Consider the following 16,736-nt stretch of genomic DNA (forward strand, 5'->3'; position numbering starts at 1 on the left):
AAGTTGATTTTAGGTTCATTTCTGGATTGTATCCAATAATAATTCAATAATCGGAAATATCAACAATATTTTGTAGAACATTTACCATTTTTTCAGCTCTTGAAGTAACTTCCTCCTCTGTCCATCCCAATTTGATTAAACAGGAGATATTTCTACTAACCCATACATCCGACTTGGAAAAATCCATAGAATTATAATTGGGAAGCCCGTCTTTAATTTCTTTGGAATGGCTATTGAGGCTATTCAGGTTCTTTAAATGCTCCCATTTTCTGTAGTAATGCCAATTGTTATCGTACCAATAAAAGCAGGTATCCACTCCATTCTCCGAAAAAGCCTTAATTGTTTCCCTGGCCATTTCTTCGGATGGCATGTAAAAGCTGAGAAAGGAATAATTCTCAATACCGCCATTGGGTACCCGTCTAAAACTGATCCCAGGGATTTTTTCCAAGGCCGATCGCAGAATGGAATAATTTTTTTTCTGGATGGCTATAAAATCGTCCAAACGTTCTATTTGTGCCAATCCTACGGCAGCATGAAGCTCTGAAATTCTATAATTATAGCCTAGAATGGGGTGGTCTTCCGCTCCCCTATCCTTCCCTATATGATCATGGCCGTGATCGGAATATTGGTCGGCACTTTTATAATATTCTGTGTTATTGGTGATGACTGCCCCGCCTTCTCCACAGGTTATGGTCTTAACATAGTCGAATGAAAAACATCCCAAATCCCCATAACTACCCAAGGGTTTCCCTTCATAACTACCGCCAATGGCCTGACAGGCATCTTCCAATAGCAATAGGTTATGTTTGTCGCATATACTTTTTAAAGCAGCCAAATCCGCCATGGATCCGCACATATGTACGGGCATCACTACTTTGGTTTTATGGGTTATAGCTTCCTCAACAGCAATTGGATCTAAGGTAAGGGTGTCGTCCACATCTACTAAAATGGGGGTGGCACCCACCGAAAGGATGGCTTCAAAACTTGCCACAAAGGTAAATGTAGGTAATATAACTTCATCCCCTGCACCTACTTTGGCACAGGCCAAGGCCACCGTTAAGGCAGCGGTACCGCTACTTACCAATTGTGCGTGGTTCACCTGCATGCGATTTTCCAGGGCCTTTTCCAATGCCTTGGCTTTCCAATGGCCTTTCCTCATACCATCAAATCCATATCGCATCAATACTCCTGAATCCAAAACATCATTGACTTGTTTTCGTTCCTTGTCTCCAAAAAGTTCAAATCCTGGCATATCTTTATTCTTAAATTATTAGGTTATAAAATTATTTTTTTGTGATGGGATCAGGGTATATGGATGATGCTTTCATCCAAGTCTCTACGCACTTTTTTTAGGGTAGCGAACATATCATCGGCGGCTCTATAGCCAACGGGAAGCACCAGGACCGAAGTTAGTTTTAATTTGTCCAGGCCCAATAGTTCGTCGTAGGACTTAGGTAAAAAACCTTCCATGGGGCAGGCATCAATTTCTTCGAGAGCACAAACTGTGAGCAGGGTTCCCAATGCCAAATAAGCCTGATTTGTGGCCCATCCCCTGACCTCTTCAATTTCTTTCTTGGAAAAACTTTCGATGAGGGCGCCTTTGAAGGGATCAAGTATTTCATCGGAAGTATTTCTAATTTGCTGTACTCTGGCAAAGTAGTCATGAATAAATTTCTTGTCAATTTGTTTTTCAATACAAATGACAAAAACGTGAGATGCCTGTTCCACCTGTTTTTGGCCAAAGGAAAACTTCACCAATTCTTTTTGCAGTTCCTTATTTTGTACTACTAATAATTTAATGGGTTGTAAGCCATAGGAAGTGGCTGTTAAGTTAAAGGCTTGCTTTAATCTTTCCAGCTTTTCCTCTGACAAAAACTTGTCAGGATTAAACTTCTTTACTGCATAACGCCATTCCAATTTCTTAATAATATCCAAAGCTAATTCTCTTTTAATTAAAAATCCATAGTTTCATGGGCATACACATGACCACTATAATCAATAGAATTTTTACAATTCCGTTTCCCTTGTCAACAGACCATCTGCTGGTGAGTCGCTACCCAAGGGTTTGCCCCCTGGCCAAAGTTAGGCCTATTTCCCAATCCAATTTACCATTTAAGCCGAAAAGTATTAAGGCTGCACTGGCTTACACTACCATTATTACCGTTTTAATGACATTGGATTTATTAAGGATAGGTGATTGATCGTTGACAAAGCCAATAAAATATAAATCCCTGTTTCGGCTTGTATGAAACCACCGTAAATACCAATAAAGAAAAATGACACTGTGGCCCATAATTGTAGTTTACCACTAATTAATTCCTCAAAATCCATAATTCGAATTCTAGGTTGTAAAAGCATAATTTCAACAATTAGGACCATAACAATGGCCAAGACCTTATTAAAGGTATTTTCATTGATATCTATAGCCAGTTTGGAACCTATTAGGGTACCAAGGGTAGCAATTATGGAAAGGTACAAAATAAATGGACCGGCTATTGACTTGCCTTTGCTCCTGTACCCTGAAACATTGGCAATACCCTGTTTAAGTAGGGCTATCCTGTTGGGGCCGGTGGCAACAGTGGCTGGCAGCCCTCTAAAAATCAGGATGGGCACTGTAAGGAGGGATCCACCTATTGCCAAAGTATTGAGCGCACCAACTAGCGGTCCTACCAAAGCCAAAAGTGTATAAAGGTGCCATTCTTCCATTAGGCAAAAATAAGGTCTTGGAAAGATATTAGCCTAATTTTAATATTGAAATAAAAAATGAATTTTCTTTTAAAAAGAGGAAAAAGGTTTCTATATTTGCACCCGCTAAGGAGAAATGGCAGAGTGGTCGAATGCGGCAGTCTTGAAAACTGTTGAGGGTCACACCTCCGGGGGTTCGAATCCCTCTTTCTCCGCTGGGAATTGCGCAAATTCCACCAAAAGCCCGTAAACATTATGTTTTCGGGCTTTTTTAATTTTCCAAAATATCAAATAAAACCATAAAATATCATAAAAAAGGTGCGGTATTCGGTGCGTATTTTTTAATTTGATTTTACGCACCGATTTAGCTGTAATAATCTAAATTTCAATAGTTTGTAAATGTAATTTTAAAATTAAATTCTTAATTTTAATTATCATTATAAATACGCACCTATGAAAACAACATTTTCCTTACTCTTTTATCCAAGAGGTAATGATGTGGATAATGAGGGCGATGCTCCTGTTTATGCTAGAATTACAGTTAATGGTAAGCGCGGTGAATTCAGTATTAAGCGTAAAGTACCATTGGCCAAATGGAATGCTTCCGCTGGAAAAATGAAGGGAACCACACAGAAAGTTCGCGAATTGAATGCCTATATGGATAAGATACGTTATCGAATTTACCAAATTTATGAAAGTCTTTTAAATAGCAATGATCCAATTTCCGCTGATTTAATAAAGAATATTTTTTTAGGAAAAACAGACAACGAGAAAATGTTACTGACAATTTTCCAGGATCATAATGATAAGATAGCTCAATTAGTTGGTAAGGAATATGCCCCTGGAACTATAGAACGATATTGTACAGCCAAAAAGCATGTGGAAGAATACATTAATAAAGAGTATAAAGTAAAGGACATTCCAATCAAGAAGGTAGACCATACCTTTATAGATGGCTTCGAGTATTATCTAAAAACAGAACGTGATTGCGCCCACAATACGGCCGTTAAGTATATCACTAATTTTAAAAAGATTGTCCGTATAGCCTTTGCGAATGATTGGATCCAAAAAGACCCTTTCCTTCATTGGAAAGGCAGATTAAAAGTTGTAGACCGTGAATTTTTAACCGAATCGGAAATTCAACAGATGTTGGAGAAGGAAATCAGTAATGCCCGATTGGATCAGGTTAAGGATATCTTTCTTTTTTCCTGTTTCACGGGTTTGGCCTATGCGGACGTGAAAAAGTTATCCAATGACAATGTTGTCTTGGGTATAGACGGTGAAAAATGGATAAAAATAAAAAGATCCAAAACGGACACTAGGAGCAATATACCCATTTTACCATCTGCACAGGCAATTATCGATAAATATGCGGATCATCCGGCCGTTCTAAATGGAGACAGACTATTACCCGTCTTGAGCAATCAAAAAATGAATGCCTATCTTAAGGAGATAGCTGATCTCTGTGGCATAAAAAAAAATCTTACCTACCATTTGGCCCGGCATACATTTGCCACAACCATAACCTTGACCAATGGTGTTTCTATTGAATCTGTTAGTAAGATGTTAGGTCATAAGTCGCTGAAAACCACCCAACATTATGCTAAAATACTGGATAGAAAGGTAAGTGATGATATGAAAATGTTGAGGAAGAGGTTAAATTTTAATAACTAGATCTAATATTCTTTTTGACTTTATTGGCTTTTTTTAATTTCTATTTTGAAAAGGATTGTTCCAGTATATCACTCATTATATTTTAGGGTGTAAATAACTCGAGATGGGTTTTCTAAAATCCCGAGGTTTTTCAATTGGGAGATATAGACTAAAATGGAACTTATCTTCATTTGAGGTTAACCTTTCAATATTCGGTCAATCAATTGTGTGGTCAGGATCTTTTGTCCAAAAAGCAAGATTGTACCTTAGTTTGAATAAATTGTTCAAAATCAAATATTTAAAATACCCGTTACATAAAATTACAGACAATTATGGATAATTGAATAATTATTTTGAGTTTTGAACGTATTTGCGATGGACAAAAAAAAGCCGCTTTTTAACGATTGAGTTAATTTTTTTCTTTTATAAGAACTGCTTAAAAATAGGTAATCGTTATATTTGATACACATAAGTCAAGACTTGTAAAATGGGTTAATCAACAAACCCATTTTTAAAATTTAAAAGAGGACGTAGGGGTGCGTCCTCTTTTTTATTATGATTACTTCTTATTATCCTGGATATAAACGTTATTTGGTACTAAGGCTATACGAAGTATGAATGAATTGGGCTTTGATTTTCTTTATAAACCGTCATCCTCATGAATTTTATTATTGAAACGTATAATTAATTCCTCCAAAAATCTTGTTTTACTATCTTTTCTATTTTTTATCTCCGCATAGGTTTTATAAATGTTGTCCAGACGAATATTGAACACCTCCTCAAAAGCAGACGCTATTCCTTTTATATCTTCTTTTCCATTGTTTACTGCGGTGCTGGAATAAAGTGCATATATCAATTCGGTCAAGGCAGCTTTGGGGGCAGTCCAAGCCAAGGCTCTTTTGGGCTTTTCTGTCTGTAAAGCTTTATGTTTCTGTAATTTTAATTGTTTTAAACGTTCCTGCAGGTAACCAATAAAAATGTTCAGCCCTTTGATTCTGGCCCAGAGCATATCGTGCGAGGTAAAAAATTTGGGGTCCAGGTAACAGGCCTCCGGCAGGGCGTATAGGGGAAATATCTGATTGGATCTTGTGAAGTACTGAACATCCAAATAACTAAGGCCCTGTTCCATATAGTGTACAAAATCCCAATTTCTATGAAAGAACTTATTGATCCGATTTATTTTCTTTTCCAAAAAATTCAATTGATTGCCCAGTCCGACCTTTGGCATTAAAAGCTCACATGACCTAATTTCACTGAAATAGACCAAGTACCCCAAAGGCTCCGACTTGACCATTTTAAAAAAGTGCACTTCATCCGCTATGCTTTTAAAGCCCACTTTTTCCACAATACTTCTGAGAAGGTAAAGAGTGTTGTTGCACAAATGGATTCCCTCATTACATTTTTTAAGACAGATGCTGTTTTCGGGTTCCATTAACGATAGCGAATCCTGGAAACTATCGAGTACTTTTTTGATTCTATGGTTCATCCCGTTGCTTTTGGTTACCTATTTACCTATAGATTAGAACGTCCGGTTGAGTTGGTGCCACTGGCAAAATATTTGTGGCCTAGCTCGTACACAATGGCACAATTTATATCACTGTACCGATCGGAATAGTGTGCACTCCTCTAAAATTGTACATAACATTGTACAGTGATTTCCCTATTTTGACTTTAAGCTATACAAAATCAAAAACTTCCCCATAAAATAATTTTGAAAATCAAGAAAAAATCCTCCATAGATACAAAATGCCACAAATTAGATATCATTTTAACATTTTGTAGGAAATTTCCTTTATAAACTAACGCAAAATTTATTATTTTAAATGGCGATTTTTATTAAGGAAGTCATGAAAAAGTATGTTGAAAACGATTTTGCGTCCTTTAGGATGGAAAAGGGCATACTGCATATTACCTACAAAGAAACATTGTGCCTTTATCTACCAGCGGCCATGGCCGTGGTCTCCCAACGCCTATTACTTCAACATGGCATGCCTTTTCCCATATTATGCGATATACGGGGCGTAAATGATGTTACCGTGGATGCCAAGGAGTATCTGGTAACGGAAGGCTCCGTACTAATATCGGCCCTGGCAATGGTTACAAAGACTCCGCTTTCGCATTTATATACGGAAATATACACGCTCGAATCTCCCCCCATCACCTTGAAAACCTTCAGGGAAGAAACTATGGCATTGGAATTTCTCAGGCCCTTTGTCCAATGTCCACATTTTTAAATGAACAAAAAAAAGTATCGGCAACAACATCAAACCCACAGTATCATGGACACAATAGCGAATAGGAACCGAATGCAAAAAATAACCCACCAAATATTGGAAATGTTCAAGGGCAATTTTTCGTTACGTATAGAACGGACCAATTTGAAGGATGATTTAGAGGCCTTGGCAGCGGCGATCAATTTTTTAACTGAGGAAATCCACGAATCCATTTTACACCACAGCTATAAAAATCCGGACAATATATTTGGCCTAACTGCCCAAATGTACTTTATTCTTGATGGATCATCCCGTATCGTAAAAACGAATAACAGTGTCCATAAATTTCTAAATTATACCCAACAGGGCATATTGAACAACCCCTTTCCCACCCTATTATCTAAAGATTCCCAAAAAAAATGGAAGGATACGGTAGGGAGGCTAAGTGGAAGTTCGGAATGGGAATCAAGTATACGACTATCTTTTTTGTCCCAAACGGGGCTGGTATTGCCTGCAGAATGCAATGTAGCACACTTTGGTAAGGATGGAGTATTAAGTGATAATATTTTGGTTACATCCTGCTATATCCTACCATCCAAAAAGAACCTTGCACTGTCCCCATTGGAAAGATACGAACCTCTGTCCCAAATTGCACCCCTAAAACCCCAAAAGACCAAACGCAAAAAACACATACTGTATTCCTCGGACATAGGATGTATACGAGCGGCACGGGAATATATCACAGACCATTTACAAAGTCCCATGCCCTTGATAGAAATCGCCCATAACGTTGGGACCAACGAATATAAACTTAAAAGGGGCTTTAAGGAGCTATATGGTTTGACCGTTTTTCAGTATATAAAGGACCAGCGTCTGAGAAAGGCCCGACTTTTGGTTATGTACACCAATAAATCGATTAGATCCATTGCCAAATTGGTCGGTTTTAAAAAGGGCAATCATTTGTCACGGGAATTCAAAAAGCGATTCCATTACAGTCCCACTGACCTCCGAATGATGAGCATTGGCCCGAAAGAGGATTTTAACACACTTACCTGAAATTAATCCCTCTCAGAGCCAATATGTCCATTTTGGATACTTGGGATCCATTAATTTTAAGCCATTCAATATCAAAACGATACAAATGATATGAAATGGCACCAAAAACACAGCACCGTAATTATAGAAGCCATTGCCCTGCTTTTTATTATTCTATTCACTTATGCCGGACTTACCAAGTTAATGGAAGGGCATTTGTTCTATGACAACATCAGGAATTCACCGGTACTTGGGGGCAAGACCATGGCCTCTTTGGCCGCTTGGACCATACCCCTATCGGAACTTACCGTTGCCATGTTGTTGGTCCCGTCAAGGACCCGATTGAGGGGATTCTATGGAGCACTGGGCCTTATGCTGTTATTTACAGGCTATACAGTGGCCATTGTATTTTTTGCCCCTTATAGGCCCTGTTCCTGTGGAGGTGTTATTTCGCTATTGACCTGGGACCAGCATTTGGTGCTCAATATGGGATTGCTCCTATTGGCCCTACTGGCCATATGGTCCTCCCCAAGCATAAAAATAACCCATGGGAGTTGATCCATCAAGGGCCATGGAACCGAAAAAAAATTAAAATGATGAAGATATTTTGTTGCGCGACAAGAGCAGGGGGAAGACCGAAAACCTGTACAAGAGAGTAGGCGCTTATTATTAATTAAAATTATATTATCATGAAAAAGTTGAAAATGATTTTACCGATGTTGGCATTTATATTTGCCATAGCACTGTCGTTTGCCTTTAAACCGGACAATGCTGTTATTCCTGGTTACGTAAACCATCCCTTACTCGGATGGACACCCATTGATGCAGATTGTACGACCGGAGATTTTGACTGCCAGATAAGGTTCGAGGGAGAAACAACAACCCTAAATGTTTACCCAGAGCCAAAGGATGTTGACGATGAGGGAAACCCTATCGAACCATTAAAAAGCAATAGTCCGGAACCGATTATACTAGATTAAAAAATATAATCTAGTATAACCAAAAAGCACCGGTAAAATACTGACCGGTGCTTTCAAGGTTACAGACATCATAAGTCCATGTATATATTCAACCATTGGTTTCTCTTTCCATCTGCTATGGATCATTCCTATTTTCCCTCATTACAAATTCCATCATGTCCCCCTCCGACAAGTATTTTCTGGCGGTTTTTTTTAAGTCCTCAATGGTCAAGGATTTGATAAATCGTTCTTTGCTGGCATTATCCACTAATGGATAACCATACCTATAATGTTCATAGATGTTTTTTGCCGCTAAATTGCTTGTTGAAGTCGCTTCGAACATAGGGTATAACACGTCCGTACAGATCTGTTTGAAACGCTCCGGGCTAAATCCGTCCTTTTTAATTTCTGCCACCATTAGTTTACTTTCTTCCCTTAGCCATTCCAGTTCCTCTTCCATACAATCCAAATATATTCCGATACGATACGATTCCAAGTACCCATTATACCCTCCAAAAGCGGAAAAATCATAGAGAGCGGCTTCTTTTTGGTATCTAAATTCCCTTAGTTTTGAATTTATCAATACCCCCAGCGCTTTTACCTTGATAAGCTCTTTCCAATCTAAAGATTTCATTTCCCTAATGACAAATTGAAGAGAATACTGGACACTTTTCATTTCATAGGAAGCTCCGATTTCCTTGGCAGAAAACTCTCGATATATGGGACCTTTCGGATAGGGTCCGTTAACTTGATCATCCTTCTCACAGAAATTGGGATTTGAACCAATAAGGTTTCCCAGATACTTTTGAGCCAAAGGCACTACCGATTCTTTGGAAAGATCACCACTGATGATAAATGTAAAAGCTGAGGCATTACTATATAGATCTTGAAAAATGGTAAAAGATTTCTTCCTATCGGTGAGCGCAATTCCCTTATATCTAGTGGTACCCAAAGGCACCGAGGACCTATCCTTTAAAACTTCATTGATGGCCCGGTCAAAGTCCTCGTACATCAGTCCGTACGAAGGGTATAAATAACGGTTCCGCTCTTTCTTTTTCCAACTATCAAATGATCCCAAATTGTTTCTAGGTTGGTTAAAATACAGATATACCAACTGTAACATTTTTTCCAGGTCCCCATAGGTACCATTTACCCTAAAACCAGTTTCATCAAAGTTGATATAAGGTCTCATAGTTCCACTAAAACTTGTTTCGGCAAGAACGTGCCGGAGCTTTTCACCATCAAAATTTCCCACCCCTGCTTCTTGGACAATGGATGGGGCGTTGATAGCGGAAAAATAATCGTCCTCTAAAAAACAGGAGGCTCCATATGGACTGAAGCCATGAATCGAAATCCTATCTTTCAGCCGACCAAAGGGCTTGGTACTATGTATTACAACTTTTACACCGTTTTCCAAGACCAGTTCATCAACTCCTTTGTTCTTGACTCTTTGGTCCGCAACCTTTACCTTCCTTAGCCCTGCTATTTGTTCCTTTGGCATCAATGGTCCAAAATCTTTTGTTCTAGGCGGTATATAAGGCTTGATCAGGGCATCCCCGGCCTGATCGATCCATCCACGCACCTGGACTTTTGTAATGTCCAGATCCTTATGCCCACTTGGGGCAATAATTCCGATATCATCGGGTTTATTGGACAATTTTTCTTTGGTAAAAGTATTGATATCCTGAATGGTAAGCCGTTTTGCCCAATCGTAAACAGATATTCCTTTCTTGGCGGGCAGCGCCTCCCAACCCATAAAATGTAGAAATAACTGGTCCTTCCAATAGGAAGCGCTTGTTGTGTCCTTCAATTGTGATAACAACCCACTTTGTACACTTGTCCATTCCTCTTCCTTAAAACCGAAGACCTTGGCCTGGTGAAATAGCTGTACGATTTTTTGTAATTTTTGCTTGATGGAACCATCGTAATCCACAAAATTTAAATTAAAATATGGTTTTTCTGGTTTTGGTACGGTCGCAATACCCGATACCAGACTGTCGAATTGAATTCTGTTATTGATCAATGTACCCAAAATCTGCCACAATACGTTTCGCTTGATTGTTTCAAAAGCTCCATTTTCATCATAAAACCCTTTATCCTTAAAATATAAATGCCACGCAGCATTATTTTTAAGGATCCTGCCCTTTTCCTTTTTACGTTCCAAACTAACAAACCTATTGGGACCTCGCAAATAATCATACTTACAGTCCACTTCCATTGAAGGTCGGGATTTCTTAGCGGGAATATCAGAGAAACGCCCAATGATCTTTTGCGCTACACTATCAATGTCATTAATATTCCCAACTATCACCAGGCCCATTCTTTCGGGTATGTACCAGTCCCTATAAAATTGTATTAGGGAGGTGGTTTTAAAATTTTCCAGATGTTCATAAAAACCTGAGAAATCCTTCTGACAGGGAAATATCCCCGACTCCATTTTTTTTCGCAACATAAAGCCATTAATATCATTACCCGCCCTAAAGCCTGCCTCTTGCCTCAATGGCCCCCTTTCCCTATCTATCGCCCCGATATCCAAATCCAAATCGGCAATATCCCTAAACCATAATAGCCCTTGATCCAGTGCGTCCATCCGATCTTGAGGCACGTTAAAATAATACTTGGTATACAGTAGTGAGGCACTGGCCCTTATATCATACCTTTCGATCCCAAACCGGTTTTTTAATTCGGGGTCATCCAACAAATTGATAGGAAAATGTTTGGCGGTCTTAAATGCCAAGTGTTCCAGTAAATGGGGAAATTGCAATTCGTCCGGACTTGCATGGTAAGAACCGACCTTCACATAAAGATCCATGTAAATCTTAGGGGCGGTGGGAACATGTTTTAAATAGTAGGTAAAACCATTGGGCAAGTGCCCATACCGAATATCAGGGTCCATAAGTGCGGAATCCTTTAAAGGACTTCCCATAATCGACCCAATAACGGATAGGTAGAACAGATTGAAAATAATTATCGGAATAATATGTTTCGTACAATGTTTCATAGTAATGGATTTTTGGTTATAAAGGCTCTGAATCAATGGTGGCAGTATGTAGGGGTGTTTAGCCCCATTAATATCCTTCATTTTGGTCCAGTCTCGGATTTCTGATCCGTTCCTGTTCGGGAATAGGATAGAAGATATCCGTATTTTGCCAATGTTGTTTTAAGGGACTTAGTATTTCCGTGGCCTTTTCCGTACGCTTTAGATCCAACCATCGGTGTCCCCATTCCGCAAAGAGTTCCCTTTTTCGCTCTTCCATTATCAATGCAAGCAATGCCTCCTTTCCGATTCCAGGATCCGTATCGGCAATTGGTTCCAGACCGGCCCTAACCCTTATTACATCCAAATCGGCAATGGCTTTTGGCAGTTTCCCCAACATGGCCCTTGACTCGGCCCGGATCAGGTACTGTTCCGCAAGCCGCATTACCATTGAATATTCCAATATCTCATTGCTGGTACTGTTCATTACCTTGTACTTATGGATAAAATAGCTGTCCGTCCTAGCATTATATCCTGTCCAATGTGCCAAACGCTTGTCTTCGGAATGCATGGCGGAAATAAGCTGGTCAGACAATGTTATTTGGGTCAATGTAGGTACCAAAGGGTGCATGATAAAAAGACCGCCCTCGTTGGTATTGGTCAGGGCATTTCCCCTGCCCAAAGGTGAAATTTGCCAAATTGCTTCCTTGCTATTCGCCAAAAAAACCTGGTCCAGATTTTCCAAAATTCCATAGGTTGTATTTTCCAAAATTACCCGGCTACTGAGTTCCTCTGCCCTATCCCAATCCTGTTGATAGAGATGCACCCTGGCGCGAAATGCCTTGACGACAAATTGATTGATGTGGGTACGTTCCCCCTTAGGATAATCTACTGTCCCGTCCAAAAGTAAATCTGCCTCGTCCAGATCATTGATTATTTGATTCCACACTTCAACGGCAGGATTCCTTGGGGCCAAGGCATTCTTACGATAATCGATCGTCAATAACAAGGGGACATCGCCATATAGATTGGTCAAATAGAAATAGGTGAATGAACGTATGAACAAGGCCTGTCCCTTCAATCTCTTGAACGTATCCTCCGGAATTCCCGATGATCCGTCCAAGCCTTCCAATACACTGTTCGCCAAGTAAATAATATTATAGGCACTGTTCCAAAGCCCTACGTTCGCCGAGCTATCACTGTTGGCCAGTTCTATAGAAGTTGAAATTTCATTATCCCAAAAAGGGCCATATTTTGAATGTTGAGGAACCCTTGGCCTGACTAAATCTGCCGACATCCCTGCCAATACGGTAACGGAATTTTGCCATCCATTGGAATAATAGGTAGTACCGTTGTACAATTGGTTGTAGATGCCCGTGACCGCCGCCTCGGCTGTTTCCGGGTCCTCAAATACAGTTTCCCCTACAATCTGAAAATCGGGTGCGTCAATAGCAACAAAATCCTCGCAGGAGGTCATTGCAAAACAGCTAATGGCCGTTAAAAAAACTAAAAGGTATCTTATACTTTTCATATGATTGCATTTTAAAATTTAATTTGTATCCCTGTGGTAATGGTCCTTAATGCAGGCAATGTAGCGGCCGGACCGGGATCGTCCAGATTTACCCCTGGGTAATTGGAGATGGTCCATAAATTTTGTGCGGAACAGAAAAGCCTTAAGTTCCTTATCCCTGCGGCGCCAATCGGAAGGTCGTAACTTACCGAAATGGTCTTTAATCTTAGAAAGGAGGCATCCACGATTCCGAGATCACTATTTCTCCATAGACCGTATGCCGTATTGCTATTTGCCGAACGGGCCACATATAGATCCCCATCTTGCCAAGCTTCATAATCTTCAATGGAACGGTTAAATTTTTCCCCTGGATAGGAATTGAAGAATGGGCTTGGTCTAAGGGCATATTGTTTTATAAATTCCCAAAGAAAGTGTAATCTGATCCCCTTATAGGTCAGATTATTGGTAATACCCCCATAAAATTTTCTTCCCAAATCCTTGATCACGATCCGGTCCTGATAATCATAGCTTCCATCATTATTGATATCCAAGACCTGGTATAGGCCGCTTTCGGGATCAGTGCCTTTAAATTGATAGGCCAAGCGTATATTCAATGGGTGCCCTACCCTATAGATATTGGCATAGGCCGTTTGTTCCAGTTCGGGAAATGCAAGCAGTTCGTTTTTGGGAATGTTCACATTTAAGAAAGTGTTCCAACTTAATTCTTTGGAACTGATGTTCGAGGTGGCCAACTCCAGTTCCCAACCTGTATTCTGCACCGTGGCGGGTAGATTGGCCTGTACTGTAGCAAATCCGGTCATACCGGGTAATGGATAGCCTACCAATTGGTTGGAGGAACGGTTGCGGTACCAGTTGGCCCCGAGTGTTATGCGTTCCTTCAAAAAACCCAAGTTCAGGGCAAATTCCATTTTTTTATTTTCTTCCCAGGCAAAATCGGCATTAAAGAGCCTTGTAGGATAAAGGCCGTTGGGGGCCGGAGTGGCCTCATAAACGTCCAAATACCCGTAATCCCCTATTTGATCATTGCCCGTTGTTCCATAACTACCGCGCAGCTTACCAAAACTGAGAAAGGAAATATTGTCCTTCACTAAAGGTTCTTCTGTAAAGATCCATGCTCCCCCTATTGCCCAGAAGTCCGCAAAACGTTTGTTGGGACCAAAACGGGAAGACCCATCCCTCCTTCCCGTTAGATTGATAAAATACTTGGTCTTCCAATTATAGCCCAAACGCCCAAAAACGGAGTTGTACCTATACTCTGTATTACGGTTGGTTCCCGTTGTCACCACTTCTGCTGCGGGCATGTATCCTACCAATGAACTAGATGTAAATCCCTGCCCGCTGATACTGAACCCATCGCTTTCGTTATGTTGGAAAGTTGCCCCGATCAACCCGTCCAAAGTACCTGTTTCCGAGGTCTTACGGTATACCAATTGTGGTTCCAGTATCCAGGAGCTCCGCTTATGATAATTTTGTGATGCCCTATGAGGTGTATTGTCCCTCCTTTGTGGAGCTACAATATCATTAAATGTTTTGGTTTTGCCCTCCCTTATGAACTGGGTAGCACCCATATTGGCCTTGAACGTAAGTCCATGTAACAATTTGTAGGATAATCCCATGTTGGCCACCATATTCTGGACCCGTCCCATAGTTGACCCGAACTGTCCGGCCAAGGGGTTGTCCAGACCGGCCAACACCCATTTGTCCCAATGAAGGCTGCCGTCCCCGTTATATAGTTCAGGGGCATTCGGGGGCAATGCATAGGCTTGTTCTATTAAATTGGAAACATTATAAGAATCACTTATATCCATCCCGTAATTGACAGAAAGAACAATGCCCAGTTTCTTGTTCTCCGAAATATGGTTAAGATTGAGTCCGCTGCTCATCTTATGATAATTAATATCTGTTGGAAATACCGTTCCCTGTTTATGATATGAGCCGCTTAGATTAAAAAAGGTATTGGAATTTCCTCCAGTAGCGGATACATTGATCTTGTTGATTGGTGCAATGCCCCCAAAGAATGTGTCCTGCCAGTCGGTATGCCGATCGGTATCCCATTGCAGAAGGTCCCAATCGGTGGCAATGTCCGGAACCTCGTCCACATTGGCTATAGCCGCTCTGCGCATTTGGATATATTGTTCTGTGTCCAAAAGCTCCATTTTTCTATCTACCTGGCCAAGACCGGAATACCATTGTGCCTCTATTTGGGTCTTCTGACCATATCCCAATCCCTTTTTGGTGGTGATCAAGACCACCCCATTGGCCCCACGGGAACCATAGATGGCGGTGGCATCGGCATCCTTCAGGACCTCTATGCTTTTTATATTGGATACATCCAGGGTACTTAATGGATCCAATCCATCATTGAGCAGGGACCCTACGGAGACCGGCGTGGAGTTGATAGGTACCCCGTTCAGGATATACAAGGGGTAATTTCCATCATCCCGAAGGCTGTTCCGCCCCCTGATCCTAATAATGGGGGTGTTTCCTGGCATCCCGCTCCGCTGTTCCACCTCCACCCCCGCCATTCGGCCTTGTAAGGCCTCCAACGGACTAACCACAGGCTGCAGTTCTATTTCTTTGGCCGTGACCCTGCTGATGCTCCCTGTACGCTCCCTTTCCTTTACCGTATAGTAGCCGGCATTGACCTCCACCTCTTGAAGCTCGGTGACCTCGGACTGCATTTGCACGTCCAGGGTGGTCCTGCCCAGTACGGGAAGTTCCCTACTGTGGTAGCCCAGATAGGAAAAGACAAGGATATCATTTTTATTTACCAAAAGAAAGTACTCCCCTTTGGGGTTGGTAAAGGTACCAGTATTGATACCCTTGATAAGTACATGTACCCCGGACATGGGACCATAGTTATCGGTAACGGTACCGGAAATCTGGTACTGTTGCTGGATATCAAGGTTGGAAAAGATTTTAGAACAATGCCCATGGGGGAAATGGGCAAAGTAAGGTGGGGGAACAAAAAAGCAGATAAATAGTAGGCATAAGCGTAGCATGCCCTTATACTCAAGATTATTTTTCATAATTTTGAAGATTAGATGAAACTTAGTTTTATTTAGTCAAGGCCTTCCAAACCAGTCGGTCAAACAGGGTTTGGGAGGCTATTTTTGTATATGTTCTATGTCATAGGCAATATGGATCTATGGGTTGGTATTGTGGTTTTGTTTGCAAGATTAGGTTGCCGAATGGGCATATCTCAGCTAGCTCACTTTTATGGCTCCTCCCCTAGCCTGTCAAAAATGCTTAACCATAGCATATCTGATGCAGCAAAGAAATAGCCTTAAATGATGTTAGGCTGCTTTGTCGTTATTTGGCCGGATGCCAAAAAAAGTGTGGATCGTGGATTATGGGATAAAAGGACTTTCGAGTTCCGGAAGATATGGTACAACACAAATCCCATAATAATGCAAAACCTATATTGGGTTCTTGGGCTTTTTGGTAAAGAGAATGTCGTACACTGTATGTTGCAATAATGTAGTAAGGTGCCCAGCGGCGGTTTTACCAATTAAGTTACATAAGCTGTGTTTCATAGCTCTTTTAGCCTTTAAGTTACTGCTTGCAAAACTTCTAAATAGAACAGCGCTCGGCATAAAGTGGTTAATCTCCACTTAAAAGTCTAGGAACTGGTTTGGTACACTCTGATAAGAAAACCCATGCCCCGGGGCATGGGCATCTTG

The 16,736-nt window shown here is 40.8% G+C and carries 12 protein-coding genes and 1 tRNA gene; 6 read left to right on the forward strand and 7 right to left on the reverse strand.

Translation table 11 applies throughout. The features are described from left to right. Window positions 1-43: 43 nt before the first annotated feature. The 3 genes from QSE00_RS19460 to QSE00_RS19470 form a co-directional block, all read right to left on the reverse strand. On the reverse strand, window positions 44-1,252 hold the full coding sequence (locus tag QSE00_RS19460; RefSeq protein WP_286107162.1) for a DegT/DnrJ/EryC1/StrS family aminotransferase: 1,209 nt from the start codon (window positions 1,250-1,252) through the stop codon (window positions 44-46). Between the two features lie 50 nt (window positions 1,253-1,302). After that, the gene (locus QSE00_RS19465; RefSeq protein ID WP_110355417.1) at window positions 1,303-1,935 is read right to left on the reverse strand and encodes an NAD(P)H-dependent oxidoreductase; all 633 of its coding nucleotides are present in this window, start codon (window positions 1,933-1,935) and stop codon (window positions 1,303-1,305) included. A 222-nt stretch (window positions 1,936-2,157) separates the two neighbouring features. Beyond that, window positions 2,158-2,706, reverse strand: coding sequence for a sulfite exporter TauE/SafE family protein (locus QSE00_RS19470; RefSeq protein ID WP_286107163.1), 549 nt, complete (start codon window positions 2,704-2,706; stop codon window positions 2,158-2,160). 109 nt (window positions 2,707-2,815) lie between these two features. Here QSE00_RS19470 and QSE00_RS19475 point away from each other — a divergent pair. Continuing rightward, window positions 2,816-2,900, forward strand: a tRNA-Ser gene (locus QSE00_RS19475). A gap of 238 nt (window positions 2,901-3,138) precedes the next feature. Next, window positions 3,139-4,359: a site-specific integrase gene (locus QSE00_RS19480; protein ID WP_286107164.1), complete on the forward strand. Its 1,221-nt coding sequence runs from the start codon at window positions 3,139-3,141 to the stop codon at window positions 4,357-4,359. 619 nt (window positions 4,360-4,978) lie between these two features. Here QSE00_RS19480 and QSE00_RS19485 read toward each other — a convergent pair. Then, window positions 4,979-5,824 carry an RteC domain-containing protein gene (locus QSE00_RS19485; RefSeq protein WP_286107165.1) on the reverse strand — a complete coding sequence of 282 codons (846 nt, stop codon included), beginning with the start codon at window positions 5,822-5,824 and terminating at the stop codon, window positions 4,979-4,981. A 337-nt stretch (window positions 5,825-6,161) separates the two neighbouring features. Here QSE00_RS19485 and QSE00_RS19490 point away from each other — a divergent pair, with 337 nt between their 5' ends. The 4 genes from QSE00_RS19490 to QSE00_RS19505 all read left to right on the forward strand — a co-directional run bounded on the left by QSE00_RS19490 (window position 6,162) and on the right by QSE00_RS19505 (window position 8,566). Then, window positions 6,162-6,572: a DUF7793 family protein gene (locus QSE00_RS19490; RefSeq protein WP_286107166.1), complete on the forward strand. Its 411-nt coding sequence runs from the start codon at window positions 6,162-6,164 to the stop codon at window positions 6,570-6,572. Between the two features lie 45 nt (window positions 6,573-6,617). Continuing rightward, entirely contained in the window at window positions 6,618-7,607 is a 990-nt protein-coding gene (locus tag QSE00_RS19495) for a helix-turn-helix domain-containing protein (protein WP_286107167.1), read from the forward strand. 90 nt (window positions 7,608-7,697) lie between these two features. Beyond that, on the forward strand, window positions 7,698-8,144 hold the full coding sequence (locus tag QSE00_RS19500; protein ID WP_286107168.1) for a MauE/DoxX family redox-associated membrane protein: 447 nt from the start codon (window positions 7,698-7,700) through the stop codon (window positions 8,142-8,144). A 131-nt stretch (window positions 8,145-8,275) separates the two neighbouring features. Next, entirely contained in the window at window positions 8,276-8,566 is a 291-nt protein-coding gene (locus tag QSE00_RS19505; protein WP_286107169.1) for a DUF6520 family protein, read from the forward strand. A gap of 115 nt (window positions 8,567-8,681) precedes the next feature. Here QSE00_RS19505 and QSE00_RS19510 read toward each other — a convergent pair whose 3' ends face one another. From QSE00_RS19510 to QSE00_RS19520, 3 genes are all read right to left on the reverse strand, one after another. Then, window positions 8,682-11,546, reverse strand: coding sequence for a M16 family metallopeptidase (locus QSE00_RS19510; RefSeq protein WP_286107170.1), 2,865 nt, complete (start codon window positions 11,544-11,546; stop codon window positions 8,682-8,684). 67 nt (window positions 11,547-11,613) lie between these two features. Next, window positions 11,614-13,053, reverse strand: a complete 1,440-nt coding sequence (locus QSE00_RS19515; RefSeq protein WP_286107171.1) for a RagB/SusD family nutrient uptake outer membrane protein — start codon at window positions 13,051-13,053, stop codon at window positions 11,614-11,616. Window positions 13,054-13,064: 11 nt separating this feature from the next. Then, entirely contained in the window at window positions 13,065-16,082 is a 3,018-nt protein-coding gene (locus QSE00_RS19520; protein WP_286107172.1) for a SusC/RagA family TonB-linked outer membrane protein, read from the reverse strand. Window positions 16,083-16,736 lie beyond the last annotated feature (654 nt).

Origin of the sequence: Arenibacter flavimaris (genome assembly GCF_030291335.1) — a bacterium.
Classification (GTDB): Bacteria; Bacteroidota; Bacteroidia; order Flavobacteriales; family Flavobacteriaceae; genus Arenibacter.